The sequence below is a fragment of the Nonomuraea sp. bgisy101 genome, assembly GCF_057708945.1.
Genome location: NZ_JBYITD010000023.1, coordinates 1 through 26,662, shown reverse-complemented (window position 1 = coordinate 26,662; position 26,662 = coordinate 1). Strand labels below are relative to the sequence as shown.

Here is a 26,662-nt window from a genome sequence, read left to right as displayed (position 1 = left end):
ATCCGCCTGTGGCCCTGCCGGCGGTAGGCGAGCGCCTGTCGATGTCGTGGGTGGCGAACACCAGGAAACTTGGCCTGGCGTGTGTCCTGGGTGTATTCAGAGTCGTGCAATTGGGACAAAAGGCGGGGGGCCGTGGCCAACGTAAGCGGGGCGCCGGGCACGGTGAGAACGTCGGGCTGCTCGGGCGGGGGCCGGAGTGTGCTCTCCTCGATCAGATGATCGCGGCCGTCCGCATGGGGGAGAGCCGCGTGCTCCTGGTGCACGGCGCCCCGGGAGTCGGAAAGTCGGCGCTGCTGGAGTACGCGGAGAACGCGGCGACCGGCATGCGGGTACTGCGCGCGGCCGGTGTCGAGTCCGAGATGGAGCTGGCTTTCGCCACCCTGCATCAGCTGTGTGCGCCGCTGCTGGATCGGTGGAGAACCTTCCCACGCCGCAGCGCGATGCGCTCGAGACGGTGTTCGGGATGCGAGGAGGAACGGCGCCCGAACGCTTCCTGGTCGGGCTGGCGGTACTGAGTCTGCTGTCGGACGTCTCGGAGGGGGAACCCCTGCTCTGCGTGGTCGACGACGCGCAGTGGATGGACCGGGCCTCGGCGCAGGTCCTCGGCTTCGTCGGCCGGCGGCTGCTGGCGGAGTCCGTCGCCCTCGTCTTCGGCTCTCGCGAGCGGTCCCAGGACCTGCTCGGACTGCCGGAGCTCGAGGTCACCGGGCTGAAGCCCGCGGACGCACACGCCCTGCTGAACTCGGTGACGCACGTCCGGATCGATCAACACATCCGCGATCGGTTCGTGGCCGAGACCCGGGGCAACCCGCTTGCCTTGCTGGAGCTACCGCGTGAGCTGGCCGTGACCCGGATGGCGGGCGGATTCGGCCTCCTGGACGCCGACACGCTGCCGGGCCGGATCGAGCGGAGCTTCCTGGCCCGGATCGAAGCCTTGCCCGAGCAGACCCGATTGCTCCTGCTGGTCGCCGCCGCCGAGCCGGTCGGCGACCCCTCGCTGGTGTGGCGTGCCGCCGAACGGCTCGGCGTCACCCCTGCGACGGTCCTGGCGAACGGGACCGACGGGCTGCTGTCGTTCGACGTACGGGTGATCTTCCGTCACCCGCTCGTGCGGTCGGCCGTGTACGGGTCGGCGAAGGAGGAGGATCGCCGGGCGGTCCATCTCGCGCTGGCGGAGGTCACCGACGCGCAGGTCGACCCTGACCGCCGTGCCTGGCACCTGGCGTCCGCGACGGCCGCGCCCGATGAGAGCGTCGCCGCCGAACTGGAACAAAGCCGGGGAGGTCTACGACAGCTCCGGGTTCACCATCGACTGGGACAATCAGACAGTCACCTGCCCGCAGGGCAAGACTTCCACCCACTGGGCGCCCTGGCGCACCAAGGCCGGCGAGGAGGCGATCCATGTCGACTTCTCCAAGACCGACTGCACTCCCTGCCCCGTCCGCGCCAAATGCACCCGTTCCAAACGCGAACCCCGCCAGCTCACCCTTCACGCACGCGAAGTCCACGAGGCCCTGCAATACAACCGGGCCGATCAGCACACCGGAGCTGGAAACAGCAGTACGCCCTCCGCTCCGGCATCGAAGGCACTATCTCCCAGGCAGTCCGCGGCTTCCACCTGCGCAGATCCCGCTACCTCGGCCTGGCCACGACCCATTTGCAGCACGTCCTGACAGCAGCGGCGATCAACCTCGCCCGCGTCGATGCCTGGCTCACCGCCACTCCCTTGGCCACCAGCCGTCGCCACGTTCTCGAAAAGCTCCAAGCTGCGGCCACAGCCTGACTATCGAATTCGCCAACAGTGTCAGGCGGTGTCGGGCTGGTCGAAGAGGGTGCGCACCAGGGTGGCCACGAACGGCTGCGCGGACTTGTTCACGCAGGTCAGAAGGTTGCGCAGGTAATGGCTACGACACCGTTGCCAGCAGGCGCCGGCCAAAGTGGCGCCGATCGCGGTCACCAGACTGTGACTTGGATTGCATGATGACGTGGTTTCGGGATCGCTATTTGTCGTGGTCGAACCGGGCGGGCTGGCCGCCGGGCGCCGTGAACCGCGGCTGATCACCGGGACGTGTCCAGGGCACCGAACTCGGCGCGGGCAGCCTCGACGGCCTCGGGGCATGCCTGGCGTTTGTCGTGTTCGGCGAGGGCGCGGTAGATGCTGGCCAGGCTGGGGTTGTGGCCCTTGCGCTGCCGGTGGGGATGATCAGATCGGGCTGGATCGACTCCACGGACTCGCCGGCGGCGCGGCGGCGGAGCACGGTGTGCAGCATGTCGTCGGTGATGACGGGCGGGCGGCCGCCGTGCCTGCCGTTGCGGGCGGCCGCGTCGAGGCCTTCGAGGGTGGCTTCGCGGCCGTTTTCGCGTTCGATTTCGGCCATGGCGGCGAAGAAGCCGAACAGGATGCGGCCAGGGCCGGTGGGGTCGTAGATGCCGGGCAGCGGCCCAGCGAGCATCTCCAGCACCAGGCCGTGTGCGGTGAGGTGGTCGGCCAGGGCGGTGAGCTCGGCGGCATCGCGGCCCAGGCGTTTCATCTCATAGACGGTGAGGATGACGCGGCGGTGCGGGGGGTGGGCCTTGATCTGGCGGGCCAGGGTGAGGGCAGCCTCGAACTGGGGGGCGGACCCGCATCCGGCTGCTGATCTTCTCGGCGAAGATCTTGTCTCGGCCGATACCGTGCGCGGCCAGCGCGTCGAGTTGGGACTGCAGTTCCTGGGTGAGGGTGGAGCAGCGGGCGTAGCCGATGCGTATGTCGGCGCTCGGATTGTCTGGCGCGAAGGCGGCCGGGGTGGGCGTGCCGGGTCGCCAGGGCTGGCCGGGGCCGCGGTCGGCGGGGGTGGGCACGCGCAGTAGTTTGGCCAGGCGGCCCACCTTGGTGAAGCGGCCGGTGTGGTAGGTGCCGGCGACCGCGCCGCCGCGGGAGCGGCAGGGCGAGCCGGGTTCGGCCCGGCAGCGGGGGCAGGGGTGGCGCTCGACATCGTCGGCGTCGTCGCCGGCGTCGCGGGCGGGGGTCTTGTCGGGGGCCGTCATGCCTCCGAATGTTCTCACAAACATTTCTCAGAAGACGGTGCTCTTTGCGTGAGAACGAGTTCTGAGAAGGAATCGGAGATCGCTTACAGTGTCCGGACACATTCGTGATCTTGATCTGCCAATGGACCGTTTCTGAGAAGAGAGTGCGAGGGGACATGGCCGGCCCGCCTGGGGGCGCGGGCGCAGGAACCGTCGCGGAATGGACATCGTCAGGGTTAGCGGTGGGCGCCGGGACTGCGGCGCGAGGTGATCTCGGCCACGCTATTATGCAAACGCATCCGTATGCGTTTACGAAATGAGGTGGCCGGATGCTGAAGACCCTGAGCAAGATCGGGTTACTCGTCGCCGCCCTCGCGGTGGGCACTGCCTGGCTGGTTGTCCTGCGGTTGAAGGACGTGCCGGCGCCGCTGCTGACGGTCTATGGGCTGCTGCTGGCCGGATCGGTGGTCGGGTCGCTGTGGCCCGATGTGCTCGGCCGGCTGTCCACGCGGCGCCGGGTGCTGGCGTTCCTCGGGGTTCCGGCTGGCCTGGGCACGCTGGGGCTATACCTCGCGGTCGTCTACTACGTTACGGACCTGCCGGTGCTGCTCGCCCTAGCCGCCGCGGCCTGCCTGGTCTGGGCGGCGGCCGCCCTCCTGCGCGGGCGCCGGGCGGCGGGCGTCCGGGGCGCCCGGCCTTCCCGACGCGCCTTCCTGCTGGGCGGTGGCGGGCTGGCGCTGGGTGTGCTGAGCGGACTCTCCGTCGACCTAGCCGAACGGCAGCGCCGCGCGGCGCTGGCGCGAGGCGAGCCGGAGCGGCAGGCGGCCGTGCGCACCCCGGGCGCGCGGCGGCGGATCGTCGACGACGCCGTGCGGGTGTTCCCGATCCACACCGGCGACACCATCGTCACCTACGGCCAGTTCTACGGCGGTCTGGACGGCTGGGAAGGGCTGAACGGCTACGTGCGCACCCTGGTCGACAAGGCGCAGATCGCGGTGCCCGTCTACGCCTACCTCATCGACCACCCGCGACACGGCTTCATGCTGGTCGACACCGGCGTCAACTGGGAACAGGCCCACGATCACGACGGGTATTACGACATGACCTCGCGCCTGCTGACCGAGCGCGACGAGTACCGGATGAGTCCCGGGCAGGACCTGCGGGTCCACCTGGCCCGGCTCGGCTACGACGCCAAGGAGATCACCACCGTGTTCCTCACCCATGTCCACGACGACCATGCGGGAGGGCTGCGCTACCTGCCCCAGGCGACGGTGGTGATGGACCGCCGCGACTGGGAGCACGGCGTGTCCTACCCGTACTCCTTCGACCTGGTCAAGGACAAGCTCTCCTTTCCCGCCTTCAACTCCGGCGCCTTCGGTGCCTTCCCCACCGGCCAGGATCACTTCGGCGACGGCAGCCTCATCCTGCTGCCCACACCCGGCCACTCGCCCGGCCACATGTGCGTGCTGCTGCGCATGGACGTCGGCGGTGTGCTGTTCATGGGCGACACCCTCTACACGCTGCCCCACCTGGCTGTCGACCAGGTCCGCCAGATGACCATCGGCGGCGCCGACACGATCCACCAGATCGAGGCGGCCCGGCGCATCCAGAAGCTGCTGGCCTCCGATCCCGGCACCGTGCCGCTGTTCGCCCATGACAACACCCGGTACCAGTCCGACCTGGTCGCCGCCGCGTTCGACCAGGGTGTGCTCGGAAAGGAAGGGCTGCGGGAGTTGCGTACGCACATGGAGGCCGTCCTCACCCCGGACTGGCGGTTGCGGCCGGGGCACACTCCCCACTACGTTGCGCCCGCGTCCGGCACCGGACTGGGGCGGGTGGAGTTCCGATGACCTCTACGCGGCGCACCCGGGGCAGGCCACGCGACCCCGAGGCCGACGATGCGATCATGAAGGCGGCGCTGGAGCTGTTCGTGGAACGCGGTCTGGAGGGCGCCAACGTCGAACAGATCGCCAAGCGCGCCGGCGTGGCCAAGGTGACCGTCTACCGGCGCTGGTCGTCGAAGGAGGAACTCCTCACCCAGGCGATCGAGCAGGCCCGCACCCTCGCCCCCGAGAACGACATCTGGGCCGGCGCCGACGCGGCGGCGCAGCCGGTCGACGAACGGCTCATGGACTCCTGGGCGCACACCCTCGGCGACGCCCGCTTCCGCGCGATCCTCGCCCAGCTCATCGGCTCCAGCGTCACCCAGCCGTCGCTGCTGGCCACCTACCGCGAGCAGTACATCCAGCCCCGCCGCCGGCTGATCCACACCGCGCTCGAACGCGCCCGCCGCGACGGGCTACTGGCTGAGGACGCCGACCTCGACACCGTGATCGACATGGTCGTCGGCGCGGCGATGTACCGCATGCTCATCGACCCGGACGAACCAGCCGACCCCACCGCCACACGCCAGTACCTGGAGGCCGTCCTCCACCAGGCCGACCGGCTGCTGCGGCACCCCGACATGCCCCATCGACAAGAAGATCGACAGGAAGAAGGACAGGACCCCGCATGACCGGATACATCGACGTCCAGCAGCACATGATCCCCGCCGACTACGCGCGCTGGCTGCGCGAGCATGGGATCCACGCTGCCGGCGGGCGCGAGCTGCCCGAGTGGAGCCCGGCCCTGGCGCTGGAGCTGATGGACCGGCAGGGCATCGCCGCCGCCGCCCTGTCCGTCAGCATGCCCGGCGTGCATCTGGGCGACGGCGCCGACGCCGCGACCATGGCGCGCACCGTGAACGAGTACGGCGCGAAGCTGGCCCAGGCCCACCCCGGCAGGTTCGGGCTGCTCGCCACGCTCACCCTGCCCGACGTGGACGCCGCCGTCGCCGAGGCGGCGCACGCGCTCGACGAACTCGCGGCCGACGGGGTGATCGTGCTGGCCAACAGCCGCGGCCTCTACCTGGGCGACCCGGCCCTGGACCCGCTCATGACGGCCTTGGACGACCGCGCTGCCGTGGTCCTCGTGCACCCCGCCGACCTGCCAGGACCGGCCGTGCCCGGCATCCCGCCGTTCGCCGCCGACTTCCTGCTCGACACCACCCGCGCCGCCTTCAACCTGGTCCGCCACGACGTGCCGCGCCGCTTTCCGCACATCAGGTTCATCCTGGCGCACGCCGGCGGCTTCCTCCCGTACGCGGCGCACCGCCTGGCCCTGGCCGTCTTCGCCGAGACCGGCCGGGACCTGGACCACATCCTGGACGATTTCGCCGGCTTCTACTTCGACACCGCCCTGTCCGCCAGCCCGGCCGCGCTGCCCTCGCTGCTCGCCTTCGCCAAACCGGGGCACGTGCTGTACGCCAGCGACTGGCCCTTCGTCCCCGAACTCGCTGTCTCCTACTTCAACGGCCACCTCCAGAATTCCGCCCAGGACACCACCGACATCGGCCACTGCAACACCCGGCCGCTGTTCCCTCGCCTGTCTGAGGCCAGACGCTGATCTCCGCTGGCGGCTGCCAGTATGACGCCCAGCTATGTCACCTTCGTCGACGTGGCTGGGCGGCCTAGCGCTAGCCCCGTTTTCCGCACGTGAGGGATCTTCAGCGGAGATCTCGTGGATCGATATCGAGGAGATCCAGGAGATGAAGTTGAAGATCGGTAGGTTGTGGAATGGTCGGGGATGACTGGCCGGTGCCTGGGATCAGGCGGATGCCGGCCAGTGCATCCAGGATGAGCCGGGCGGTGGGGATGGCGGGCCGGCCAGCGTATATCCTGTGCGGCTCGCGAGCCGCCGAAGCGTGCAGCCTGGATCTGGAGGACTTCGACCTACGCACCGACGATGAGCACGTCCGCGTCCACGGCAAGGGCGGCACCGTCCGCACCGTCCTGCTCGACGACCGCGGCTACGTCGCGCTCCTCAAGCTCTACCTCGCCCGCGCTGGCTACAAGTTCGGGCCCGTCTTCCGCGCCAGCATCAACGGCAAGGGCGGGCCGCGCCGAAATCCGCGCCGCCCGCCGACGCCGTGACCGCCGCTGATCTGCCGCCAGAACCCTTCACACCGTCAGCCACAACCAAGATCAATCTCAGTGATATCTACTGTTCCTGGGTTCCTCAACCCCGGAAATCCCCGGACTCACCTGATGGCCGTGGTGAACGCCGCCGCCACGACGAGCCCGGCCTGCCCCGTGTGCAGCGCGCCGATCGCCCAGGCTCGCACCGGCCGCCCGGCCCGCTACTGGGCCCGCCGCTCGGGTCGGAACCACCAGAGGAAAGGTAGCTCTGAGTAACCGGGAACTCCCGGACAGCTTGACAGATCGGCTACTGCCGCAGGGCCAGCGCCGCGGTCTCGCGGGCGCAGCCCCAGGACAGGCTGACGCCGTGGCCGCCGTGGCCGTAGTTGTGCACCACCCCGTCCTCGCTCTCCACCCGTACGGAGGGACGGTCGGGACGCAGGCCCACCCACTCGGCGATCACCTCGGCCTCGCGCAGCAGTGGCTGGACCCGGCGGCAGCGCTCCAGGATGCGCTCGCTCACGTCCGGATCGGGGGTGAGCTCCCAGCGGTCGGCGATCGCGATGCCGCCGCAGAGCACGCGGCCGGGGTGTGGGACGTAGATCGTCGACTCCGGCTCGGTGGTCAGCTCCAGGAACACCTCCTCCAGGCCCGGGTTGGTCACAGCCACGAGCTGGCCCAGCATCGGGCGGACGCTGTCGTCAGCGGCCAGCTCGCGGGCGCCGAGGCCGGAGCAGTTGATCATCCCGGGTTCGAGCGCCGTCACCTCGCGGATCTCGATCTCGATGCCCAGCCTGCTGGTGAGGTAGCGCAGGTAGACGGGCATGTCGATGACCGGCATCGTGCCGTGGAAACCGGCCGGGTAACCCTCGGGCAGGTCCGTGGCCGGGCGCAGGCCGGGGATCATCGCGGCCTGCGGCGGCAACCGGTCGGCGGGCGGGAACTGGCCGACCGTGAGGGTCTGCGCCATCCGCACGCCGGTGCCCGGCTGAGTGGCGAGCTCGGTGAACTCGCGCAGGGACTGCTCGGTCCAGGCCAGTGTCCTGTCCATGGGCGGTTGGAACGACGGGCCCCACATCGCGCCCGCCAGCGCCGACGTGGTCTCCTCCGGGGGCGCGGCCGCCCACACCCGCACCTCGGCGCCCGCCTCGGCCAGGCAGATCGCCGTCGTGAGCCCGCTGACTCCCGCTCCGACCACCGTCCACATGGACTCCATTATCCAGGCGTGCCCGTGGCGTGGGCGAGTATCGCCGCACAGCGCCGCTGGCTGGCCCGCAGCTCCCCGACGTCGAGTGCGTGGCGTCCGGTGCCGATCCGTAGCGATCTACTACGCTCTGCGAGGTCCGTCGTATCCGTGTGTTCCCGCCACCCGGCGCCGACGAGCCCGTGGAGTCTCCTACTGATTGGTAACGGCCGCGGCCCGTTGGCGTCCGGTCAGTCGTCGAAGAGCTGGGCGACGGAGACCTTGACCCGGTCGTAGCTGTCGACGACCAGGTACCAATAGTCGTCGTAGGGCACCCGCAGGACGATGGGGCTGACGTCGTAGAAGCCGCCGTGGTACTGGTACTCCTCCTCATCGAGGTACGCCTGGTATTCCTCGCTGTCCATGAGGCAGACCCTGCCGGGCTACGGGCCCGCGAAGGTCGCGGCGATGATGGCCCATCTGTGGCATCGATGAAAAGCGCAGAGTCGGTGGGTTGGGAGAGCAGCAGCGGCAGCGGTTGCTGCTGGCGGTCGAGGGCTGATTGATGTCCCGGAGCCGTGCAGCGTTGGGCAGGACACGCTGCCTGTAGGTGCGTTCATCGGCGAGCGTAGTCGGGGGCGTGCTCCGGGCGCGGGCCGTAGGCGATGAGCCGGGACGGGAGTTTCTTGAATGCGGGGAAGTGGCGTGCCAGGAAGACCAGCGGCCTGGGCGGTCGGGCGCCTTTGCTGGCGAAGGCGGGGACGAACATGGTGCGGTGCAGCATGCGTTGGACGGCCTGGACGATGGCGGTCGGCCGCCATCTGCGCTGTTGAACCTTGGCCAGGTCGGCGGTGGTGACCTGGTGGCGCCGTAGGGGTTCGGCCAGGATCGTCGCGGCCGCCACGGCGTCCTGGATGGCGAGGTTGATGCCCATCCCTCCGGCGGGGGACATGGCGTGCGCGGCGTCGCCGATGAGCAGGGCGCCGTCGGCGTACCAGCGGTTCAGCCGGTTCAGCCGCACATCGAGCCGGTGCAGGTCGTCCATACCGGCGATGTGCTCCACGCGGTCGGCGTACTGCGGAAGGAGGTCGGCGACGCGCTCGCGGAAGCGTTCGACGCCTTCGGCACGCAGGCGAGCGTCGGCGCCTTTGGCGGTGAAGTAGGCGATCTGGTAGTAGTCCTCGCGGGTGAAGCTGAGCGCGATCTGGTCGCCTTTGAACTCGCCGACGAGTCTGGCGATCTCGTCCTGTTCCCTGGCGTGTCTGGGTAGCCGGAACCACCACGTGTCGAACGGAACCGGGTACTCCTTGGGCGTCAGGCCCAGCTCCTGGCGGACGGTCGAGTGGCGGCCGTCGGCGGCCACGGTGAGCTGCGCGCGAATCTCGCCTTCGGCGCCCTCCCGGGTGCGGTAGCGGACGCCTGCGACTTTGCCGTTCTCCTGTATCAGGCCGGTGACGGCGGTGTTCATCCGCAAGGTGAAGGTCGGCTCGCCGGCCGCCGCGGCGGCCAGGAAGTTGAGCAGGTCCCACTGCGGGATCATCGCGATGTAGTTGTACGGCGCGGGCAAACCGGCGAAGTCGCTGAGTGTGATCCGGCTGCCGTCCGGGAGCGGCGCCTGCAGATCGCCCAACCGGCTCTGCGGCAGTCGGCGGAACTCTTTGCCCAGGCCGAGCTCGTCCATCAGCCGGACGGTCGAGGCGTGCACGGTGTCCCCGCGGAAGTCGCGCAGGAAGTCGCCGTGTTTCTCCAAGACGGTGACGGCGATCCCGGCGCGGGCCAGGATCAGGCCCAGCATCATGCCCGCGGGCCCGCCGCCGGCCACGACCACATCCGTCGTCATGGTGAACTCCTTTCGTTCGATCATGGGCTTTTCCGTTCCGGGCGGGCGAACGCGGGGGCGTGCTCGGGGCGGGGCCCGAAGCCGACGAAGCGGGCGGGGATCTTGCGGAACCCGGGGATCACGCGGCTGAGGAAGAGCATGGATTTCGGCGGCCCGGAGCGTTTGCCCGCGAACTGCTTCTCGAACATGACCCGCTGCAACAGCCGCTGACCGTTCTGCACGATCACGGTGGGCCGGTACCTGCGCCGTTGCACGGCCGCGAGATCCGCGAGGGTGACGGCGTGCCGGCGTAACGGCCCGGCCAGGATGGTGCCGGCGGCGACCGCGTCCTGGATGGCCAGGTTGATGCCCACCCCGCCGGCCGGGGACATGGCGTGCGCGGCGTCGCCGATGAGCAGCAGCCCATCGAGGTACCAGCGGTCGAGCCGGTTCAGCCGGACGTCGAGCACATGCACGTCGTCCATGCTCGCCAGCCCGCCCACCCGGTCGGCGAAGTCCGGGCGCAGGTGGGCGATGCGCTCGCGGAACCGCTCTATCCCCTCGGCCCGCAGCCGCGCGTCGGAGCCCTTGGCGGTGAAGTACGCCACCTGGTAGTAGTCGTCGCGGGCCAGCGAGATCAGCGCCTCGGGGCCCCGCGCGACCGGTGTCACGGTGGCGGGCTCCTCCCGCTCGCCGGCCGGCCTGGGCAGGCGGAACCACCAGACGTCGAACGGCACGCGGAACTCCTTGGGCACCAGGCCCGCGTCGCGGCGCAACGTGGAGTGCCTGCCGTCGCAGGCGATCGTCAGCTCGGCGCGGATGCGCCCGTCGCGGCCGTCCGCCGTGCGATACCGGACCCCGGTGACCTTCTCGCCGTCGCGCAGCAGCGCGGTCGCCTCGGTGTTCATGCGCAGGGTGAACCCGGGCTCCTCGCTGGCCGCCTTGGCGAGGAAGGACAGCAGATCCCACTGCGGCACCATCGCGATGTAGTTGTACGGCTCCGGCAGCGCCTCGAAGTCGCCCAAGGTCACCATGCTCCCGTCGGGCGCGGGCAGCGCCAGGTTGCCCAGGCGGCTCTGCGGCAGGGCGCGAAAGCCGTCGCCGAGGCCGAGCTCGTCCATGAGCCGGACGGTGGCGGGATGCACGGTGTCCCCGCGGAAGTCGCGCAGGAAGTCGCCGTGTTTCTCCAGGACGGTGACCTCGATGCCGGCTCGGGCCAGCAGCAGGCCCAGCATCATGCCGGCCGGGCCGCCGCCGCACACCAAGACGCCGGTGCTCTCATTGACTGTCATGACCGTTCCTTCCGGCGAAGTCCGTACTGGCTGAACAGGGCGATGACCACCAGGCGCAGGGCCACGTTGGCCCAGATCGCGGGGTCGGCCGCGGCGCGGGCGAACGCGTACGCCTCGACCGCGGCAGTACAGGCGTGGAACACGATCACGGTCCACGTGAGGAGACGCGCCGCTTCGGGGCCCCGCAGGCTTGTGCCGGCTAACGACAGGAACGCCACGGCCAGTTCGGCGGCCCCCAGGAGGTAGCACACGAGGTAGGCATCCGGCGTGACGCGCACGCCGACCGCGCCGGGGATCAGGCCGGGCGCGGCGATGAGCACCACCCCCGCAGCGAAAGTGACCAAGGCGTGGAGGGTGAGCAGGATGCGGAGGTTCACCTCGGTTCCCGCAGGCGGCTGAGGGCGGCTTGCCGGTCGTTGAGGCGCGGGTAGGGCTCGTCCGGTACGGGCACGCCGAGGAAGTCGCACAACGGCTCCCAGCCCTGACCGGTCTCGTAGATCAGGACGCGGTCCGCGGGGAGCGCCCCGGTGACGTCGGCGGTGTGCCGCCGGAACATCTCCACGGCGTGGCTCTCCTCAGGCATCGGGTCGGCCGGTGTCGTGCCGAAGGCGTCGCGCCAGATGTGGTCCAGCAGCGGTCGCATGCCGGTGGCCACGGGCTGGAATTCGGCAGGCGCCGCGCCGGGGTCGTGCAGCAGCGCGAAGACAGTGTCGCGGAGGCTGGCGTACCAGGCGTGGGGGTCGCGCACGGTGAGGATGACCTTGGCGTCGGGGTAGGCCTGCGCGAGCGGGCGCCAGAAGTGGGCGCTCGGCCAGTCCACCGCGGCCCGGTAGCCCCGCAGCACGCCGGTCCAGTCGACGGGCCCGTTCAGGGCCTGGCGCCATCGCTGCGCCCGCTCGGGATGGGCGGCGATGTCCTGCATGTGGTGGCAGGGAGCGAAGCCGAGCCGCTCCAGCGCCGCCTTCAAGGACGTGGTGCCGGTACGGGGCAGTCCCGCGCCGATCACATCGATCATGGTCGCTCCTTGGAAATTCACCGTTCGATGAAACTGTATTGGAGACGATACACAGATGAGGTTCAGATAGGAAGCAGTACCATTGGACGCCGTGGACAAAGCTCTGGTGGATGCCGCGCTGGCGGCCGCCGCACAGCTCGGCAAGGACGTGGCCGAAGTACCGCTGAGTGCGATCGCCGCAGCGGCGGGCATCTCCCGCAGCACCCTGCTGAGGAGGCTAGGCGGCTCCCGGACGCTGCTGGACGAGGCGGTCCGGCGGACCGGCGTCGATCCCGGCGGACGGCCACCGGTCCGCGAGCGGGCGATCGAGGCGGCGGCCGTGCTGATCACGCGCGACGGACTCGGCGCGGTCACGATGGACGCCGTCGCGGCGGCCGCGCAGTGCTCGCCGACCAGCCTGCATGCCATCTTCGGCGGCCGCGACGGCCTGCTGGCCGCCATGTTCGACCGCTACGTGCCGGTGCCCAGCCTGGAGATGCTGGCCGCCGGCTCCCCGCACTCGATCGAGGAGACCGTCCACGCCGTCTACGGCGCGCTGGTCGAGGCGTTCTCGCGGGAGCCGCGAGTGCTGCCGGCCATCTTCGGTGACCTGTTCAGCCGCCCCGACGGCACGGCCGCCCGGATGCTGAAGGCCAACCTGCCGAGGATGTTCGCCAGCCTCGGCACCCTGCTGACCTCACAGATCCAGGCCGGACGGCTGCGGCCGATACCGCTGCCGCTGCTCATTCAGCTCATGGTCGGCCCGCTGGCCGGGCACATGCTGCTCCGCCCCGCGCTGCGGGAGGCGCTGGGCGACGACGTGCTGCCGCCGGTGGAGGAGGTCTCACGGACATTCGCCGAGGCGTTCCTCCGCGCCGCCGCCCGCTGACGCAGGACCCGCTCAACATCGGCCCGGATGAACGCCGCATCCTCTGATTCCGCCACCGGGCAAGAATCGCCTGCTCAAGACCCACCGTCAGCAGATGTGACAGTAACCCCGGTTTGCCGTACCGCTACTACTGACAGGCCAAGCTACCCGGCGGCCGAGCAGGTCTTCGGCACCCTGATGCCGCACCGCCGGCCCGCGACTACGAGACCCGATCGGCCGGCTCCGAGTCGATGATCTATTGGTCGATGACCGACGACATGACCCGCCGCTTGACCGGAACGGCCACCCCGACCTGGCGCGATCCCGCACCAGGCGGTCACTTCGGGGCGTCACCCGTAGGGCGGATCGAGCGCCTGATGGCCGGCCGGACGGTGGTGATGGTGGCCCACCGGATGCGGACGGTCCAGCGCGCCGACCGCATCGCCTTCCTGGACGGTGGCCGGGTCGTCGAGGAGGGCGATCACGAGGAGCTGGTACGCCGCGGCGGCCGCTACGCCGATTTCCTCCACGTTGGTGCGGTAAGCTCCCGGTAGTAGCTAGCCAAATTTGGCTAGCTAAGTTCGGGAGGGTTCGATGAAGCCGGTACGGCTGCTGGTCCTGGGCGCGCTGCGCAGGCGCGGGCGCGCCCACGGCTACCAGGTCCGCGCGGATCTGGAGTCGTGGGGCGCGCACGAGTGGTCGACCGCCACCTCGGGCTCGGTCTATCACGCGCTCAAGAGCATGGCCGGCCAGGGCCTGCTGGTGACGCACGAGACGGTCGCCTCCGAGGCCGGGGGGCCGCCGCGGATCGAGTACGAGCTGACCCAGGAGGGCGAGCGGGAGTACCTCGACCTGCTGGGTCAGGCGCTGGCCGACCGCGAGCCGAGCCTGGACGTGCTGGGCGCCGCTGTCGGCCTCATCGAGGACCTTCCCCGGGAGCGGGCCCTGGAGTTGCTGCGCGAGCGGGCCCGCGCCATGCGCGAGTGGCGCGCGAGCATCACCGCGTACCTGCCCGAGGGCACGGATCTGGCGACCTGGGGCCCGGTGGGCGAGGTGCTGTCCCTGTGGCTGAGCACCGCCGACGCCGGCGCCCAGTGGACCGACCGGATGATCCGCCGCCTGGAAGAGGGCGCGTTCACCATGGCCGGCGAATAGGAGTTCCCCCGATGGCCAACGAGATCGCCATACCGCTGCTTCCCTGCCGCTCCATCGACGAGATGGTCGACTTCTACACGATGCTCGGTTTCCGCCGGATCTACTACCAGGTTCGGCCGAACCCGTACGTGTTGCTCAAGCGCGAGGATCTCCAGCTGGGCTTCTTCGGCATGCCGGAGGCGTTCAAGCCCGAAGACTCCTACGGGACCTGCGTGATCGTCGTGCCGGACACCGGAGAGCTGTTCGAGGCGTTCGCCGCGGGCATGCGCGCGGCGCACGGCAAGCTCCTGGTCTCCGGCATCCCCCGGATGACCCGGCCACGCAGGCGGAAGAACGACGGCGACCACTCCGGCTTCGCTGTCATCGACCCCGGCGGCAACTGGATCCGCTTCATGGCCGCCCGCCCCCTGCCGGAGAAGGAGGCGGCCACGAGCAGGCTCACCGCCTCGCTGAACCGGGCGGTCGTGATGGGCGACTCCCACGGCAAGCACGAGCGGGCGGCCGAGATCCTGGACGGCGCCCTGGAGCGGGACAAGGACACCGCGTCGGCGGCCGAGCTGCTGGAGGCGCTGGTCTACCGGGCCGAGCTCGCCGTCCGCGCCAAGGACCACGCCGCCGCCGGGCACGCCCTGGCCCAGGCGCGCGCCCTCACCCTGACCGAGGCAGAACGCGAGCAGCTCGCCCAGCCCCTGGCGGCCATCGACGACCTCGAGGCCGTGCTAGGTGTCTGACCGGGTACGGCGCTTGCGCGGGGCCGCCGAGCGGGGCGGCTGCGCGCGCATGTGGAACACCGTTTCATAGGCCGGTGCAAACGGCGTGCCTTCTGAAACGATCCCATGAAACACTTCCGAGGTGAGCGACGACGACTTCCGGCGCGTGGAAGCCCATGACTGCCCGATGACCTCCTGCTCCGCCCCAGCCGGATCGCCTTGCCGGACCGGCAAGGGCAAGGTTGCCGTCCAGTACCACACCGCCCGCTTCCGGCTCGTCCCCTCCTTGGCCAAGACGCTCAGCGTGGCCACTCCACCCGTGCGCAAGCCAGGCTCGCTCTGGGTCGAGTTGCCCCGCCCCCCTGCGGCTGGTGCCGAACCGGCGGGACGCATGCGGATCGGCTACGCCCGCGCCTCCACCGTGCGCCAGTCTCTGGACACCCAGCTGGATGCGCTCAAGGCCGCACGCGTCGCCCGCGTCTTCGCCGAGAAGATCTCCACCCGTGCCGTCGTCCGCCCCGAACTCGAGCGGGCCGTCGCCCTGGCGGCGGAGATGCGGGCCTCCGGTCTGGCGGTCACCCTGGTGGTGCACGAGCACAAGCGGCTGGGGCGCGGCATCGAACTGGCCGCCTTGGCCGAACAACTGCGCGCGGCGGATATCGGCCTGGAGTTCCTATCTGGCGAGCTGCAAGGCAGCTACGACCCGACCGGGATCGTCTTCACCGTGCTGGCCGCGCTGTCGGGGATGGAGCGCGAGTACATCCGCGACCGCACCCTGGAAGGCCACGAGTCGGCCCGCACCCGGGGCAAGACCATCGGCGGCGCCACCGTCACCGACGAGGCCATGCTGTCCATGGCCCTGCACCTGCGCGGCCAGAACCTCAGCCTGCGCGACATCGCCGCCCGGCTCGTGATCACCAGGGGCAAGAAGAAGGGCCAGCACCCCTCCCCGGCCACCGTGCTGCGTATGCTTCGCGAACACGACGAGATAGCTAGAGCTTCTGCCGTACAAGGGTCATGACCTGGGCGATGGCGCTCGTGGCCTCGCTGATCGAGTGCCTGGTGCGCCACTTGACAGCTGAGCACACCTAGCGCAGCTCGCGTTTGAGGATCTTGCCGGTCGCCGTCATCGGCAGGCGCTCGCGGAACTCGATGATCCGCGGGTACTTGTAGGCCGCCATGTTCTCCTTGCACCAGGCGATGAGCTCGTCCTCGCTCGCCGTCGCGCCGGGCGACGGGATGATGTAGGCCTTGATCTCCTCGCCGTGCGAGTCGTGGGGCACGCCGACCACCGCCACCAGCGAGACCGCCGGGTGCGTCATCAGCACCTCCTCCAGCTCGCGCGGGTAGACGTTGAAGCCGCCACGGATGATCATGTCCTTGGTGCGGTCGATGATGGCGTAGTAGCCGTCCTCGTCGCGCGTGGCGATGTCGCCGGTGCGGAACCAGCCGTCCCGCATGACCTCCGCGGTGGCCTCCGGCCGCCCGTGGTAGCCCTTCATGACGTTGTGCCCGCGGATGGCGATCTCGCCGGGACCCTCGCCCTCGATGGTGTTCCAGCCGTCGTCCACCAGCCGCATCTGCACGCCCCAGATGGGGAAGCCGACGGTGCCGGGTTTGGTGGGCCGCCCGAGCTGGTTGAAGCAGGCCACAGGGGAGGTCTCCGACAGGCCGTAGCCCTCCAGGATCGGGACGCCGAAGGTGGCCTGGAAGTCCTTGAGCACCTCGACCGGGCAGGAGGCCCCGCCCGCCACCGCCACCCGCAGCGTCGAGGGCACCTCGGCGACGTCGGCGTGGACCTTCGACAGCATCGCCCAGAACATCGTCGGCACCCCGGCGAACATGGTCACCCTCTCCCTCCGCATGAGCTCCAGCGCCTCGCCGGCCTCGAATCGCGGCTGCAGCACGAGGGTGGCGCGGCGACGCACGCTCACGCACATGACCGGGATCTGGCCGAAGGAGTGGAAGAGCGGCAGCACGGCGAGTGAGACATCCCCGTCGGGGTCGGCGGGGAACATCTCGTCGCTGACCATGGTGTTGGTCAGTATGTTCATGTGGGTCAGCTCGGCGCCCTTGGGCTGACCGGTGGTCCCCGAGGTGTACAGGATGACCGCGGTGTCGTCCGGCCCGGTCTGCACCGTCTCGAACTCCCCGGACATGCCGTCCAGCGCCGCCCAGAACGACTCGCCGTGCGCCGACTCGGTGGCCAGCGGCGTGGCGGGCAGGACGAGGAAGAGCTCGCAGCCCTCGACGGCGTCGAAGGCCTCCCGCCCGCGCGCGCCCATGGGCACCTCGGGGGAGCCCTCGAAACAGAACAACGCCCTGGCGTCGCTGTCGGCCAGGTGGTAGGCGATCTCGCGCGGCTGCAGCAGCACGTTGAGCGGGACCACGGTCGCTCCGGCCTTGAGGATGCCGAAGTAGACGAAGGGGAAGTAGGGCAGGTTCGGGCAGAGCAGCGCGACCTTGTCGCCCTTGCCGATCCCTCGGGCCACCAGGAGGTTGGCCACCTGGTTCGCGACGGAGTTCACCATGGAGTACGGCAGGCGCAGGTCGCCGAAGACCACCGCCGTGCGGTCTGGAGCATGGCGGGCGCTGTCTTCCAGAATGATCGACAGATTGAGCATCGCGGTCCTTTCCTCGGAGTTCGAACCAAGGATGCGGTGCCGATGAGGTCAGGGCTTGTACGAACGTGTCGTTTCAGGCAGCCAGTCGATGGCGGCGGCCAGCGTGGAGGGCGCGGTCCCGAAGTTGTGCCTGAAGACTCGGGTGAAGTGCGACCCGTCGGTGAATCCCGCGCTGTGGGCTGCGCTCGTCAACGTCTCTCCTGCGGCGACCAGCCTGATCGCATGCTGAATGCGCTGCCAGCGCACATAGGGCCGCAGCGGAATCCCGACGTGCGCGCTGAACAGATGCGCCAGCCGGCTTGGAGACAGGTGCACCGCCGCTGCGACCTCGCCGAGACGCACCGGCCCCCTGACCAGGAGAGTGGGGACCACGGCGAGCGCCATCTCCACCGCCGGGTGCATCGAGATTGCTCCGGCGGCACGGTGGCCCGTCCAGTCTTCGACGATCTTCAGGGCGGCCGCGGCCTCGGCGGAGTGTTCATGGCCGTCCAGGGGTCGCGTGAACGTGAGCGGCGCCGCCACCTCGCGGTGTCCCGGGCTCACGCCGGCGTGGGGGAGGAGGGGGAAGGGCGGACCCCAGGTCGAGGAGTTGACCCCCGCACCCGAATTGGCGAGAAGGGAACGGCCTGGCGAGCTGCCGGGTTCGAGCTGAGCCAGCAGGGCCCCGCGAGCTCCCGTCAGGATGGTGTGGCCGGTGTCGGGGGGAATGACCGCGATCCGGGTGGTCAGCCGCCGGCCATGGGCGTCGGCCATGGTGAAGGGCTCGGGGGAGACGATCAGGTGGACCGCATGGTGGGCGTGCAGCTGGTTCGTACCGATGGTTCCGCCGTACAGCAGGAGACCGGGGCGGAGTAAGCACCAGCCGCGCCAGCGATGCGACACCACGCCCTCCTCCGGATGGTCTGTCTATGACTCTCAATCGTCGTGGCGGAAGCCCCTTTCGTGAAGGTGCTGATCTTCGGACGCGACCCGCGCGAGACCCGCACCGTCTTCAACCTTCCTGCCGCATCACCAAGTTTCGGGCCACCCGTGACCGAGACGGCCGCTGGATCGGCGGATTCGCCGGCCGGTGGATCGAGGAGCACGGGGTGTCAGGCTTCGCCCTCTTCGCCGACGACGCCTCGTGCCGGCTGTAAGCGAGGCGACCGCGCGGTCGCTGGACTCTCCCCCAGGGGCAGACCCCACAGTGGGTGGCACATCCACGGAGGAGCATTGATGAAGAAACTTCATAAAGACCTTTATGCCGCCAAGTCCAACCCGGCCTTCCTGGACCTGGCCCCGCTTCCGTACCTCATGATCGACGGCCGGGGCGAACCGGCGGGTGACGCGTACACCGACGCCGTAGCGGCCCTCTACGGCGTCGCGTACGCCGTCCGCGCCCTCCTCAAGCCCACCACGGCCTACAGCGTCGCCCCCCTGGAAGGCCTCTGGTACACCCTCCCCGGTGAGCCCCGCTCGTCGTGGACCTGGACGATGATGCTCCTCCAGCCTGCTGAGGCGACATCCGCTGTCGTCGCCGAGGCCCTGGCCGTCACCCGCAAGAAGAAGCCGGACCTCCCGGTCGACTCGGTTCGCCTCGACCTCCTCGACGAGGGCCGCAGCGTCCAGATCCTGCACGTCGGTCCGTACGCCACCGAACCCGAGACCGTGGGAAGGTTGATGGCCTTCGCCCACACCCACGGCGTCGCCCCGGCCGGAGCCCACCACGAGATCTACCTCTCCGACCCGCGCCGCGTGGCCCCGGAGGCCATGAAGACCATCATCCGCTACCCGGTGGCCCCGCCCCCTGCGTGATCACGTCGTGTCGCACGGAGGAGCGGTGCCGCAGGTGAACCGGCCCGGGTTTCGACGAAAGGGGGCAGCAACTCGCGAACCGCCCTCTCGGATCATCACGACGTCCGGTGTGCAGGCCGGCGCACTGCCCTCCGCCGCTTTGACACCCGGGGGGCGTCAAAGGCGCCGTCGTCTACCGTGCGGGCCTGGACGTCGCCGCGATTCATCAGTGGCTGCACGATGGTTCGCAAGAAAGCCCCTAGCGGGACCGGAGCGACTCCAGAGTGCTGTGCGCCGTGGCGAGAAGGACGTTCCGCTCCCTGTGCACCCGGCCCAGCACCTGCAAGCCGTAATAAGAGCTCTGCACCTGGCGGGCGAGGGTGCGCGGGTCGTTGTCCGTGCGGATCTCGCCCGCGGCCTGGCCCGCGGCCACGACCGTGCAGATCGCGTCCTCGACGCGGTCGAAGGTGCGCCGCACCACCTTCGTGACGTCCGGGTCCAGCGTCGCCACCTCGATTGCCGCGTTGATCGCGAAGCACCCGCGGAGGTCGTTGCCTTCCGCGGCCACGTCGGCGTCGATGGCGTGCGCCATCAGGGCGCGCAGCCGGTCCACGGAGGACCCCGGCCCGGACAGGAGCTCCAGTTGTTCTGCGGTGGCGGTCTCGTAGTAGCGCTCCAGGGCACGTAGATAGATCTGTCGCTTGCCGCCGAAGGTGTTGTAGAGGCTGGACGGCCCGAGGCCGGTGCTCTCGCACAGGTCGCGGGTGGAGGTCCCCTCGTACCCCTGGCGCCAGAAGGTGTCCATGGCCGCGCCGATGACGCGGTCCTCGTCGAACTGCCGTGGCCTGGCCATGAGCCCAATCTAACGGTTTTGGAACGTTCGTACAAAACTCGGTCGCGGCTTCGGGTTCAGCCCACGGCGCCGATCGCCTCGATCTCGATCAGCCATGCGGGGTCGGCGAGCGCGGCTACCTGGACGAAGGACTCGGCAGGGAAGGGGGCGGCGTACGACTCCTCACGCACCGCCGCGTAGAGGGCCTGGTGCGCGATGTCCGTGACGAAGACGGTGACCTTGACCAGGCGGTCGAGGCCGGATCCGGCGTGCCTGAGGACGGTGCCGACATGAGCCATGGCTTGGCGGGCCTGTGCCGCGAAGTCCCCGGGCGCGACGGTCTCACCGTTCTCGTCGACCGGCGCCTGGCCCGAGGTGAAGACCAGGTCGCCGATGCGTATGCCGAGCGAGATGCGGGTCGGGGCGTACCAGTCGGAGTCGGCGGTGACGCGGGTGGGAGCGGGGGTGGCCGGCTGGGACATGGGGGAGTCCTCTTTCTCGGTGCTTCTTCAGGCTTCGTGTGAAGTGCGAAGGGGGAGGCCGGGTCGTGGAGGGGGCGTCATACCGCGGCGCGCGGGCGGGAAGTCGGGGGCGCGGTAGGCGCGGAGTGTGTCCGCCGCAGCCTTACCGCCCACAGGACGCCCGCGAATCCGGCGGCGGAGAGTCCTGCCCCGACCCAGGCCACGGAGGCGTAGCCGAGCCCCGCGTCGATGGCGAGGCCGCCGAGGAAGGGGGCCAGGGTGTTGCCGACGTTGAAGGCCGCGGTGTTGGTGGCGCCGACGAGGGTGGGGGCTTCGGGCGCGAGCGTGAACACCCGTGACTGAAGGGCGGGGTTGGTGACGTACCCGGCGATGCCGAGCAGGAAGACCAGGGCGATCACGGCGGCCGTGGTGTGCGCGGCCAGGGCGAGCAGCACGGAGACCCCCGCGAGGGCGCCGAGTCCCCAGGCGAGGGTGGGCAGGGGGTGGGCGTGCGCGGTACGCCCGCCGATGACGAGGCCGATCAGGCCCCCGACGCCGAACAGGGCGAGCAGTGCGGGCACCCAGGCCTCGGACACCCCGCTCACCTCGGTCAGCAGCGGCGCCAGATAGCTGAAGGTCACGATGACCGCGCCGAAGGTGAAGGCCGTGATGGCGTACGAGAGCCAGAGCTCCGGTCGCGCCATGCCGCGCAGTTCGGTCCTGACCGAGCGGGGCGCAGCGCCGCCCTCGGCTCCCCGGTCGGCCGCGACGGCGACGAGCGTGCACACCAGGCTGACCACCGTCGCGGCGGCCACCGCCCAGAACGCGGCGCGCCAACTGGCGTGCTGGCTCAGGACGGTGCCCGCGGGGACGCCCACGATCGTCGCCAGGGTGAGACCGCCCGCGACGACCGCGACCGCTCGGCTCTTGGCCTTGTCCGGCACAAGCGCGACGGCGGCGGCCACGGCCACGCCCCAGAACCCCGCGTACGCCAGCGCGCTGATGACGCGGGTCGCGAAGAGCATGGTGTAGCCGGGGGCGAGTGCGCCCGCGACGTGCGCCGCCACGAAGACCGCCTGCAGCCAGACGAGCGCCGTGCGGTGCGGCAGGCGCAGGGTGGCGACGGCGAGCAGGGGCGCCCCCACGACCATGCCGATCGCGAAGGCCGAGATGAGCAGGCCGGCTTGGGGGATGGAGACCCCCAGGTCCGCGGCCATTCCCGGGAGCAACCCGGAGAGCATGAACTCCGAGGTTCCTTGGGTGAAGATGCCCAGCCCCAGTATGTACACCGCGAGCGGCATGGGGTTACCTCCCAGCTTGACATCCGAGCACGCCCCCGATTTTTGGAGCATGCGCTTCAAAAATGGGCGGTGGCGATCTGCCCCGCCGTGCAGGACGTTAGCACATTTTGAAGCGATCGATTCAAAACCAAGGTCTGGGCATCCCGCCGAGTGGCGGAGGGGCGTCACCCTCGAGATCATCCGCCATCCGTCGCGCATCCCGCCCGCGGCGCGCACCGATCGGCGCTCATCCGCACGCCATCGGGGCCCTATCCTCCTGCCATGGAGGCACTGGCAGAACGGCTGTCGCACCTGGATCCGCACATCGAGGGCGCGATTCGCGTCGTCGCGTTCTACGACACGCTGATGCGCCGACGGGTGGATCTGCCGGCGCTCGCCCGCGCCTCGGCGGGTCTGGCCGAGTGCGTGGCCGGGATCCGGCTGTCCGGCACGGGGCGGGTGATCCGCATGGCGCCTGACGGCCGGGAGGCGTCCGCCCCACCGTCACCCGCGTCCACCACGGCGCCGATCACACTCGATGAGGAGAAGATCGGCACGGTGTGGCTGGAACGGCCCTGCCCGCCGAGTCCGCTCGACGAGGTGCTGCTGGAGCGGCTCGCCATCGCCGCCGCGGCGGTCGTCGAGCGTTACGGCCCTGCTCGTACCACGATGGCCGATCCCGCCCTGGTCGAACTGGTGATCAGCGCCGACAGTGACGAGGCGGCCAGAGCCAGGGCGCTACGGCTCCTGGGATTCGCCGCCGACCTGCCGGTCCGTGTCCTCGCCGTACGGTCGCGGCTCCCGCTCGACCAGATCGGCGGCCTGGTCTGCCCGGCCCGGCAGGTGAAGGCGGCGCCGCTCGCCGACGTTGGCGTCATCCTGGCCACCACCGTGGACCTGGCCCGGTTTCCAGCGGGTGTCCGCGCGGGCGTCGGCGCCGCCGGAAGCCCTGACCGATCCTGGCGGCAGGCCCGCACCGCCCTCCGCTTCACCACCCCGCGCCGGCCGGTCGTCCACCACGACGACCTGGGCGCGCTGGCGCTCCTGGCCGAGATCCCCCAGGACGCCGTGCGGGACAACGCCGACGTGGCCGCGATCGCCCGCATGGCCGGAAACCCGGACGATCTGGAGACCCTCGACGCCTACTGCGCCACCGGCTCCCTGCGACAGGCCGCCGACCTTCTCCACCTGCACCACAGCAGCGTGGCCCGCCGGCTCGACCAGTTCGAGAAGACCCTGGGCATCGACCTGACCGAGCCCACCGGACTGACACGGGCCAGGATCGCCCTCGCCGCGTGGCGGCTGCTCAACGGCTGAGGCGGAACGTCAGGGGGCGCGAATCGACCGCTACCCACGTGCGTCGTGCCGGCTGCGAGCACGACCGCAGCCGGAAAGCCGAACGAAGTCGATCACCCGGACGCTCGTCAGCCCCGCGAAGCGACGTAGATGGAGATCGAGCCGGTCATCGTTGGGATGACCTCTGCCTCGCGTACGTCGCCGAACCCTGCCGCGGTCATCAGCCTGGGCAGAACACCCTCCGCGTTGGGCTGAGTGTCCTGCAGTCCGTCGGCCAGTTGCACAGTGCAGAACGCCAGGCGCATCAGCGTGGTTCGCTGCAGGCCGTAGTCAGCGATCACGAGCTTGCCGCCTGGCCGCAGTACGGCGTGCATAGAGGTGAGGATCGAACGCTTCATCGGAAGCGGGCACTGGTGGAGGACGAGGCTCGACACCACCGTGTCGGCCGAGCCCGGACCCAGGAGCTCGATCAGCGCGTCGCCCATGCCGAGCCGCCATTGCGGGGCCGTCGCGTCGGCGTCGCTCTTACGCCGCGCCAGCGCCAGCGTTTCCGGGTCGGGGTCGACACCGATGATCCGTGCCTGCGGTTCGAGGCGGTGGAGCAGCACCGCCTGTGAGCCGGTGCCGCAGCCGACGTCCACGATCGTGTCGTCGGGCCGCGGTGCCACGTGCATGGCGACCAGGCTGCGCCACAGCCGCTCGCGCGTCAGGACGAGCACCGGGTCGTACAGGCGTGTGCGGCCCAGGCGGCCCAGGGCTGGGGTGAAGGTTGGTTGAGACATGAGCACAGTCTCGATCGGCCGCTGCTCTGTGGGCTTGAACAAAAACGCTCGGACTTCGAGGGCCTCAGAAGGCGGAGGCTCGCGAAGTCCGTGCAGGCTCGGACCACCTGAGTGGCGGTCGGCCAGACTTGTCGTTCACCCCTTTCACGCCGCCGAGAGGCGGGTGACGTCCTCGTCGCGGCGCTGCGGCTGCGCGGCCGTGCCCAAGCCGGCCCCGCCCGTGAACGCCGGTGGCCCTTCGGCCGCTGAGACGGTCGAGAGCCGTCAAGGTGAGGACCGCGGCCTCACGCGCGGAACGTCCGGCGGTAGGCGTCCGGCGGCACGCCGATCGTGCGGTGGAAGTGGCGTCGCAATGTCGTCGCCGTGCCCATGCCCGCGGCCGAGGCGATGGTGTCGATGCTGTCGTCCGTGGTCTCCAGCAGCTCCTGGGCGCGGCGGATGCGCTGCGCCAGCAGCCACTGCAGCGGGGTGGTGCCGGCCACCGAGCGGAAGTGGCGGGCCAGGTGGCGCGAGCTCATGTTCGCGTGGCGGGCCAGGTCCTCCACGGTGAGCGGCTGGTCCAGCCGCCGCATCACCCAGGTGAGCAGCTCGGCCAGGGGATGGCCGTCCTGGGCGGGCACCGGCGTGGTGACGAACTGGGCCTGGCCACCGGCCCGGTGAGGCGGCACGACCAGGCGGCGGGCGACCACGTTGGCGACCGCCGAGCCGTGGTCGCGGCGGACCAGATGCAGGCACAGATCCATCGCCGCGGCCTTGCCGGCAGACGTGAGCACGCTGCCGTTGTCGACGTAGAGCACGTCCGGGTCGACCTCCACCCGGGGATAGCGCGCGGCCAGGTCCTCGGTGTGGGCCCAGTGCGTGGTCGCGCGCAGCCCGTCCAGCAGGCCGGCGGCGGCGAGCACGAACGCGCCCGTGCACAGGGAGACCACCCGCGCGCCTGACTCGTGGGCCGCGCGCACCGCCTCGACCAGGTCGGCCGGCGGGTCCTCGTCGACGTCCGCCAAGGCGGGGACGATCACGGTGTCGGCGTGCGCCAGCCGGGCGAGCCCGCAGTCCGGCTCTACCAGGAACCGGCCGGCCCGGACGGCGTGCGTGCCGCACACGCTGACGTCGTACCAGGGGCCTGGCAGGGCGTCCGGGGCGGAGCCGAAGACCTCGTAGGCCAGGGCCAGCTCGAAGTGCAGCATCCCGTCGGTAGCGGCGACCGCGACGGAGCGTGGGACAGAACTCATGTCGGGAATTGTACGGGTCATGTCGTTCCGGACACTGGTACCGGTGCGCCAATGAGGACAGGATTTCCGCACTGAATCATTTCGAGCACACGGGAGCAGGCATGGGATCGGGTCGTAACGTGGCGGTGTTCGGCGCCTACGGGCACACCGGGAGGTTCGTGGTAGCGGAGTTGCGCGAGCGCGGTTACGTCCCGCTGCTCCTCGGTCGCGACCAGGACAAGCTGCTGGCGCTGGTGGAGGCCCACCCGGGGCTCGAGGCACGCCAGGCGTCGGTCGACGATCCGGCCTCGCTCGACCGCGCGCTGAACGGCGCGGCCGCCGTGATCAACTGTGCCGGACCCTTCGCCACGACCGCCGCCCCGTTGGTCGAGGCGGCGCTGCGCGCCGGCATCCCGTATGTCGACGTGGCGGCCGAGATCGAGGCGAACGTTGACACGTTCGCGCACTTCGCGGAGCGCGCCCGCGCCGCGGGCACCGTGGTGGTCCCGGCGATGGCCTTCTACGGCGGCCTCGGCGACCTGCTGGTCACCACGGCGATGGGCGACTGGACGGCGGCGGACGAGGCGCACATCGCCTACGGCCTGAGCAGCTGGCACCCCACCACCGGGACGCTCGCTTCGGGCGTGGTCTCGGGGCAGCGACGGAGCGGCCGCCGTGTCCGCTACACCGGCGGACGGCTGGAATACCACGATGACGCTCTGCCGACCCTGGAGTGGCCCTTCCCGGCTCCGCTCGGCCCCCAGAGCGTCATCGGAGAGTTCACCATGGCCGACGTCGTCACCATTCCCAGCCACCTGGCCGTCCCGGAGGTGCGCACCTACATGACCGCCAAGGCGGCCGCGGACCTGTCCGCTCCTGACGCCTCGGCACCGGCGGCCGTCGACGAGCGCGGCCGCTCCGCGCAGACCTTCGTCGTGGACGTCCTCGTCCGCTCCGGCGACAAGGAACGCCGCGCGGTCGCCGCGGGCCAGGACATCTACGCCATCAGCGCGCCGCTCGCGGTGGAGGCCGTCGACCGCATCCTCACCGGCCGGACCAGGACCACCGGCGTCGCCTCCGCGGGCGCGGTCTTCGACGCCCCGGACTTCCTCCGCGCCCTGTCCTCACACCTCTCGCTGCACGTCCCGCTCGACACACGCGGCTGAGCGGCGACCCGTAGCGGGATCCAGACCGTGGTCAGTGTGGTCGAAGAGCCGGACGGTCACCCGGGGGCAACCGTCCGGGCGGACAAGAAGCCGCAGCCGGCACTCTCGCGCGGCAGCGATGGCAGGAGTGCGGCGGCGCCGGGGGCCTCCGATGCGGAGCCGCACCGGCGCATCCGTCAGCGTGATCGACCTCACTGATCGGGGTGTCACATACCGGACGGATCCGGAGTCCTTTGTTCAGAGGACGAGTTTCC

The 26,662-nt window shown here is 70.3% G+C and carries 29 protein-coding genes and 2 pseudogenes; 13 read left to right on the top strand and 18 right to left on the bottom strand.

The window, feature by feature from the left end; genetic code table 11:
- Positions 1-215: 215 nt before the first annotated feature.
- Positions 216-515, top strand: coding sequence for an ATP-binding protein (locus AC3EO4_RS35720; RefSeq protein WP_431899828.1), 300 nt, complete (start codon positions 216-218; stop codon positions 513-515).
- Positions 516-826: 311 nt separating this feature from the next.
- Here the strand turns inward: AC3EO4_RS35720 and AC3EO4_RS35715 are convergent, their stop codons facing one another.
- A complete protein-coding gene (locus AC3EO4_RS35715; protein WP_431899827.1) occupies positions 827-1,219 on the bottom strand; it encodes a hypothetical protein in 393 nt (130 codons plus the stop codon).
- A 25-nt stretch (positions 1,220-1,244) separates the two neighbouring features.
- Here AC3EO4_RS35715 and AC3EO4_RS35710 point away from each other — a divergent pair.
- Positions 1,245-1,783: pseudogene (locus AC3EO4_RS35710) on the top strand (transposase).
- A 33-nt stretch (positions 1,784-1,816) separates the two neighbouring features.
- Here AC3EO4_RS35710 and AC3EO4_RS35705 read toward each other — a convergent pair.
- The 3 genes and pseudogenes from AC3EO4_RS35705 to AC3EO4_RS35695 form a co-directional block, all read right to left on the bottom strand.
- Positions 1,817-1,960, bottom strand: a pseudogene (locus AC3EO4_RS35705) (transposase); the annotation flags it as partial.
- A 40-nt stretch (positions 1,961-2,000) separates the two neighbouring features.
- Positions 2,001-2,531, bottom strand: a complete 531-nt coding sequence (locus AC3EO4_RS35700; protein ID WP_488186369.1) for a recombinase family protein — start codon at positions 2,529-2,531, stop codon at positions 2,001-2,003.
- 1 nt (position 2,532) lies between these two features.
- On the bottom strand, positions 2,533-3,045 hold the full coding sequence (locus tag AC3EO4_RS35695) for a zinc finger domain-containing protein (protein ID WP_431899826.1): 513 nt from the start codon (positions 3,043-3,045) through the stop codon (positions 2,533-2,535).
- A 290-nt stretch (positions 3,046-3,335) separates the two neighbouring features.
- Here AC3EO4_RS35695 and AC3EO4_RS35690 point away from each other — a divergent pair, with 290 nt between their 5' ends.
- The 4 genes from AC3EO4_RS35690 (at position 3,336) to AC3EO4_RS35675 (ending at position 6,977) form a co-directional block, all read left to right on the top strand.
- Complete coding sequence (locus AC3EO4_RS35690) at positions 3,336-4,856, top strand: N-acyl homoserine lactonase family protein (RefSeq protein ID WP_431899825.1); 1,521 nt, start codon at positions 3,336-3,338, stop codon at positions 4,854-4,856.
- Positions 4,853-5,521 (top strand): TetR/AcrR family transcriptional regulator, encoded by a 669-nt coding sequence (locus AC3EO4_RS35685; RefSeq protein ID WP_431899823.1) that lies wholly within the window; start codon positions 4,853-4,855, stop codon positions 5,519-5,521. The genes AC3EO4_RS35690 and AC3EO4_RS35685 overlap by 4 nt, the downstream gene beginning before the upstream one ends.
- Positions 5,518-6,450, top strand: a complete 933-nt coding sequence (locus tag AC3EO4_RS35680; protein ID WP_431899821.1) for an amidohydrolase family protein — start codon at positions 5,518-5,520, stop codon at positions 6,448-6,450. The genes AC3EO4_RS35685 and AC3EO4_RS35680 overlap by 4 nt, the downstream gene beginning before the upstream one ends.
- 209 nt (positions 6,451-6,659) lie before the next feature.
- Complete coding sequence (locus AC3EO4_RS35675) at positions 6,660-6,977, top strand: hypothetical protein (protein ID WP_431899820.1); 318 nt, start codon at positions 6,660-6,662, stop codon at positions 6,975-6,977.
- Positions 6,978-7,269: 292 nt separating this feature from the next.
- Here AC3EO4_RS35675 and AC3EO4_RS35670 read toward each other — a convergent pair whose 3' ends face one another.
- The 6 genes from AC3EO4_RS35670 to AC3EO4_RS35645 all read right to left on the bottom strand — a co-directional run bounded on the left by AC3EO4_RS35670 (position 7,270) and on the right by AC3EO4_RS35645 (position 12,271).
- Positions 7,270-8,169 carry an FAD-dependent oxidoreductase gene (locus AC3EO4_RS35670; protein WP_431899818.1) on the bottom strand — a complete coding sequence of 300 codons (900 nt, stop codon included), beginning with the start codon at positions 8,167-8,169 and terminating at the stop codon, positions 7,270-7,272.
- Positions 8,170-8,396: 227 nt separating this feature from the next.
- Complete coding sequence (locus AC3EO4_RS35665) at positions 8,397-8,570, bottom strand: DUF1883 domain-containing protein (protein WP_379573339.1); 174 nt, start codon at positions 8,568-8,570, stop codon at positions 8,397-8,399.
- Between the two features lie 191 nt (positions 8,571-8,761).
- Positions 8,762-10,009, bottom strand: a complete 1,248-nt coding sequence (locus AC3EO4_RS35660) for an FAD-dependent oxidoreductase (RefSeq protein ID WP_431899816.1) — start codon at positions 10,007-10,009, stop codon at positions 8,762-8,764.
- Positions 10,006-11,256: an FAD-dependent oxidoreductase gene (locus AC3EO4_RS35655; protein ID WP_379573340.1), complete on the bottom strand. Its 1,251-nt coding sequence runs from the start codon at positions 11,254-11,256 to the stop codon at positions 10,006-10,008. Before AC3EO4_RS35655 ends, AC3EO4_RS35660 begins: the two co-directional genes overlap by 4 nt.
- Positions 11,253-11,633, bottom strand: coding sequence for a hypothetical protein (locus AC3EO4_RS35650; protein WP_379573341.1), 381 nt, complete (start codon positions 11,631-11,633; stop codon positions 11,253-11,255). Before AC3EO4_RS35650 ends, AC3EO4_RS35655 begins: the two co-directional genes overlap by 4 nt.
- Complete coding sequence (locus AC3EO4_RS35645) at positions 11,630-12,271, bottom strand: sulfotransferase family protein (protein ID WP_431899815.1); 642 nt, start codon at positions 12,269-12,271, stop codon at positions 11,630-11,632. Before AC3EO4_RS35645 ends, AC3EO4_RS35650 begins: the two co-directional genes overlap by 4 nt.
- Before the next feature lie 91 nt (positions 12,272-12,362).
- Between AC3EO4_RS35645 and AC3EO4_RS35640 the strand changes: the two genes are divergently transcribed.
- Positions 12,363-13,139, top strand: coding sequence for a TetR/AcrR family transcriptional regulator (locus AC3EO4_RS35640; RefSeq protein WP_431899813.1), 777 nt, complete (start codon positions 12,363-12,365; stop codon positions 13,137-13,139).
- Between the two features lie 329 nt (positions 13,140-13,468).
- Here AC3EO4_RS35640 and AC3EO4_RS35635 read toward each other — a convergent pair whose 3' ends face one another.
- Positions 13,469-13,648, bottom strand: coding sequence for a hypothetical protein (locus AC3EO4_RS35635; protein ID WP_431899811.1), 180 nt, complete (start codon positions 13,646-13,648; stop codon positions 13,469-13,471).
- Positions 13,649-13,712: 64 nt separating this feature from the next.
- On the opposite strand from AC3EO4_RS35635, the gene AC3EO4_RS35630 reads away from it, so the two are divergent.
- The 3 genes from AC3EO4_RS35630 to AC3EO4_RS35620 all read left to right on the top strand — a co-directional run bounded on the left by AC3EO4_RS35630 (position 13,713) and on the right by AC3EO4_RS35620 (position 16,004).
- Entirely contained in the window at positions 13,713-14,273 is a 561-nt protein-coding gene (locus tag AC3EO4_RS35630; protein ID WP_090947018.1) for a PadR family transcriptional regulator, read from the top strand.
- Between the two features lie 11 nt (positions 14,274-14,284).
- A complete protein-coding gene (locus tag AC3EO4_RS35625; protein ID WP_379573345.1) occupies positions 14,285-15,004 on the top strand; it encodes a VOC family protein in 720 nt (239 codons plus the stop codon).
- Positions 15,005-15,125: 121 nt separating this feature from the next.
- Positions 15,126-16,004, top strand: a complete 879-nt coding sequence (locus tag AC3EO4_RS35620; RefSeq protein WP_431899810.1) for a recombinase family protein — start codon at positions 15,126-15,128, stop codon at positions 16,002-16,004.
- A gap of 67 nt (positions 16,005-16,071) precedes the next feature.
- Here AC3EO4_RS35620 and AC3EO4_RS35615 read toward each other — a convergent pair whose 3' ends face one another.
- Together AC3EO4_RS35615 and AC3EO4_RS35610 are read right to left on the bottom strand one after the other, a co-directional pair.
- Entirely contained in the window at positions 16,072-17,607 is a 1,536-nt protein-coding gene (locus AC3EO4_RS35615) for a long-chain-fatty-acid--CoA ligase (protein ID WP_379573347.1), read from the bottom strand.
- A gap of 48 nt (positions 17,608-17,655) precedes the next feature.
- Entirely contained in the window at positions 17,656-18,489 is an 834-nt protein-coding gene (locus AC3EO4_RS35610) for a helix-turn-helix transcriptional regulator (RefSeq protein WP_431899808.1), read from the bottom strand.
- A 333-nt stretch (positions 18,490-18,822) separates the two neighbouring features.
- Between AC3EO4_RS35610 and AC3EO4_RS35605 the strand changes: the two genes are divergently transcribed.
- Positions 18,823-19,401 carry a GyrI-like domain-containing protein gene (locus tag AC3EO4_RS35605; protein ID WP_379573349.1) on the top strand — a complete coding sequence of 193 codons (579 nt, stop codon included), beginning with the start codon at positions 18,823-18,825 and terminating at the stop codon, positions 19,399-19,401.
- 238 nt (positions 19,402-19,639) lie between these two features.
- Here the strand turns inward: AC3EO4_RS35605 and AC3EO4_RS35600 are convergent, their stop codons facing one another.
- From AC3EO4_RS35600 to AC3EO4_RS35590, 3 genes are all read right to left on the bottom strand, one after another.
- Positions 19,640-20,233: a TetR/AcrR family transcriptional regulator gene (locus AC3EO4_RS35600; protein WP_379573350.1), complete on the bottom strand. Its 594-nt coding sequence runs from the start codon at positions 20,231-20,233 to the stop codon at positions 19,640-19,642.
- Positions 20,234-20,289: 56 nt separating this feature from the next.
- Complete coding sequence (locus AC3EO4_RS35595; RefSeq protein WP_379573351.1) at positions 20,290-20,694, bottom strand: RidA family protein; 405 nt, start codon at positions 20,692-20,694, stop codon at positions 20,290-20,292.
- Positions 20,695-20,771: 77 nt separating this feature from the next.
- Entirely contained in the window at positions 20,772-21,974 is a 1,203-nt protein-coding gene (locus AC3EO4_RS35590; RefSeq protein WP_379573352.1) for a Cmx/CmrA family chloramphenicol efflux MFS transporter, read from the bottom strand.
- Between the two features lie 261 nt (positions 21,975-22,235).
- On the opposite strand from AC3EO4_RS35590, the gene AC3EO4_RS35585 reads away from it, so the two are divergent.
- Positions 22,236-23,270, top strand: coding sequence for a PucR family transcriptional regulator (locus AC3EO4_RS35585; RefSeq protein ID WP_379573353.1), 1,035 nt, complete (start codon positions 22,236-22,238; stop codon positions 23,268-23,270).
- 107 nt (positions 23,271-23,377) lie between these two features.
- On the opposite strand, the gene AC3EO4_RS35580 is transcribed toward AC3EO4_RS35585, so the two are convergent.
- On the bottom strand, positions 23,378-24,031 hold the full coding sequence (locus AC3EO4_RS35580) for a class I SAM-dependent methyltransferase (RefSeq protein WP_379573354.1): 654 nt from the start codon (positions 24,029-24,031) through the stop codon (positions 23,378-23,380).
- Between the two features lie 284 nt (positions 24,032-24,315).
- Positions 24,316-25,263 (bottom strand): helix-turn-helix domain-containing protein, encoded by a 948-nt coding sequence (locus AC3EO4_RS35575; RefSeq protein ID WP_431899805.1) that lies wholly within the window; start codon positions 25,261-25,263, stop codon positions 24,316-24,318.
- Positions 25,264-25,364: 101 nt separating this feature from the next.
- Between AC3EO4_RS35575 and AC3EO4_RS35570 the strand changes: the two genes are divergently transcribed.
- The gene (locus AC3EO4_RS35570) at positions 25,365-26,408 is read left to right on the top strand and encodes a saccharopine dehydrogenase family protein (RefSeq protein WP_379573356.1); all 1,044 of its coding nucleotides are present in this window, start codon (positions 25,365-25,367) and stop codon (positions 26,406-26,408) included.
- The last annotated feature ends 254 nt before the right edge of the window (positions 26,409-26,662 follow it).

Coding starts and splice junctions, on each gene's coding strand:
- AC3EO4_RS35720 (WP_431899828.1), top strand. CDS start 216: ATGATCGCGGCCGTCCGCATGGGGGAGAGCCGCGTGCTCCTGGTGCAC.
- AC3EO4_RS35700 (WP_488186369.1), bottom strand. CDS start 2,531: ATGAAACGCCTGGGCCGCGATGCCGCCGAGCTCACCGCCCTGGCCGAC.
- AC3EO4_RS35690 (WP_431899825.1), top strand. CDS start 3,336: ATGCTGAAGACCCTGAGCAAGATCGGGTTACTCGTCGCCGCCCTCGCG.
- AC3EO4_RS35685 (WP_431899823.1), top strand. CDS start 4,853: ATGACCTCTACGCGGCGCACCCGGGGCAGGCCACGCGACCCCGAGGCC.
- AC3EO4_RS35680 (WP_431899821.1), top strand. CDS start 5,518: ATGACCGGATACATCGACGTCCAGCAGCACATGATCCCCGCCGACTAC.
- AC3EO4_RS35675 (WP_431899820.1), top strand. CDS start 6,660: ATGCCGGCCAGTGCATCCAGGATGAGCCGGGCGGTGGGGATGGCGGGC.
- AC3EO4_RS35670 (WP_431899818.1), bottom strand. CDS start 8,169: ATGTGGACGGTGGTCGGAGCGGGAGTCAGCGGGCTCACGACGGCGATC.
- AC3EO4_RS35665 (WP_379573339.1), bottom strand. CDS start 8,570: ATGGACAGCGAGGAATACCAGGCGTACCTCGATGAGGAGGAGTACCAG.
- AC3EO4_RS35660 (WP_431899816.1), bottom strand. CDS start 10,009: ATGATCGAACGAAAGGAGTTCACCATGACGACGGATGTGGTCGTGGCC.
- AC3EO4_RS35655 (WP_379573340.1), bottom strand. CDS start 11,256: ATGACAGTCAATGAGAGCACCGGCGTCTTGGTGTGCGGCGGCGGCCCG.
- AC3EO4_RS35645 (WP_431899815.1), bottom strand. CDS start 12,271: ATGATCGATGTGATCGGCGCGGGACTGCCCCGTACCGGCACCACGTCC.
- AC3EO4_RS35630 (WP_090947018.1), top strand. CDS start 13,713: ATGAAGCCGGTACGGCTGCTGGTCCTGGGCGCGCTGCGCAGGCGCGGG.
- AC3EO4_RS35625 (WP_379573345.1), top strand. CDS start 14,285: ATGGCCAACGAGATCGCCATACCGCTGCTTCCCTGCCGCTCCATCGAC.
- AC3EO4_RS35615 (WP_379573347.1), bottom strand. CDS start 17,607: ATGCTCAATCTGTCGATCATTCTGGAAGACAGCGCCCGCCATGCTCCA.
- AC3EO4_RS35605 (WP_379573349.1), top strand. CDS start 18,823: ATGAAGAAACTTCATAAAGACCTTTATGCCGCCAAGTCCAACCCGGCC.
- AC3EO4_RS35600 (WP_379573350.1), bottom strand. CDS start 20,233: ATGGCCAGGCCACGGCAGTTCGACGAGGACCGCGTCATCGGCGCGGCC.
- AC3EO4_RS35595 (WP_379573351.1), bottom strand. CDS start 20,694: ATGTCCCAGCCGGCCACCCCCGCTCCCACCCGCGTCACCGCCGACTCC.
- AC3EO4_RS35590 (WP_379573352.1), bottom strand. CDS start 21,974: ATGCCGCTCGCGGTGTACATACTGGGGCTGGGCATCTTCACCCAAGGA.
- AC3EO4_RS35585 (WP_379573353.1), top strand. CDS start 22,236: ATGGAGGCACTGGCAGAACGGCTGTCGCACCTGGATCCGCACATCGAG.
- AC3EO4_RS35580 (WP_379573354.1), bottom strand. CDS start 24,031: ATGTCTCAACCAACCTTCACCCCAGCCCTGGGCCGCCTGGGCCGCACA.
- AC3EO4_RS35575 (WP_431899805.1), bottom strand. CDS start 25,263: ATGAGTTCTGTCCCACGCTCCGTCGCGGTCGCCGCTACCGACGGGATG.
- AC3EO4_RS35570 (WP_379573356.1), top strand. CDS start 25,365: ATGGGATCGGGTCGTAACGTGGCGGTGTTCGGCGCCTACGGGCACACC.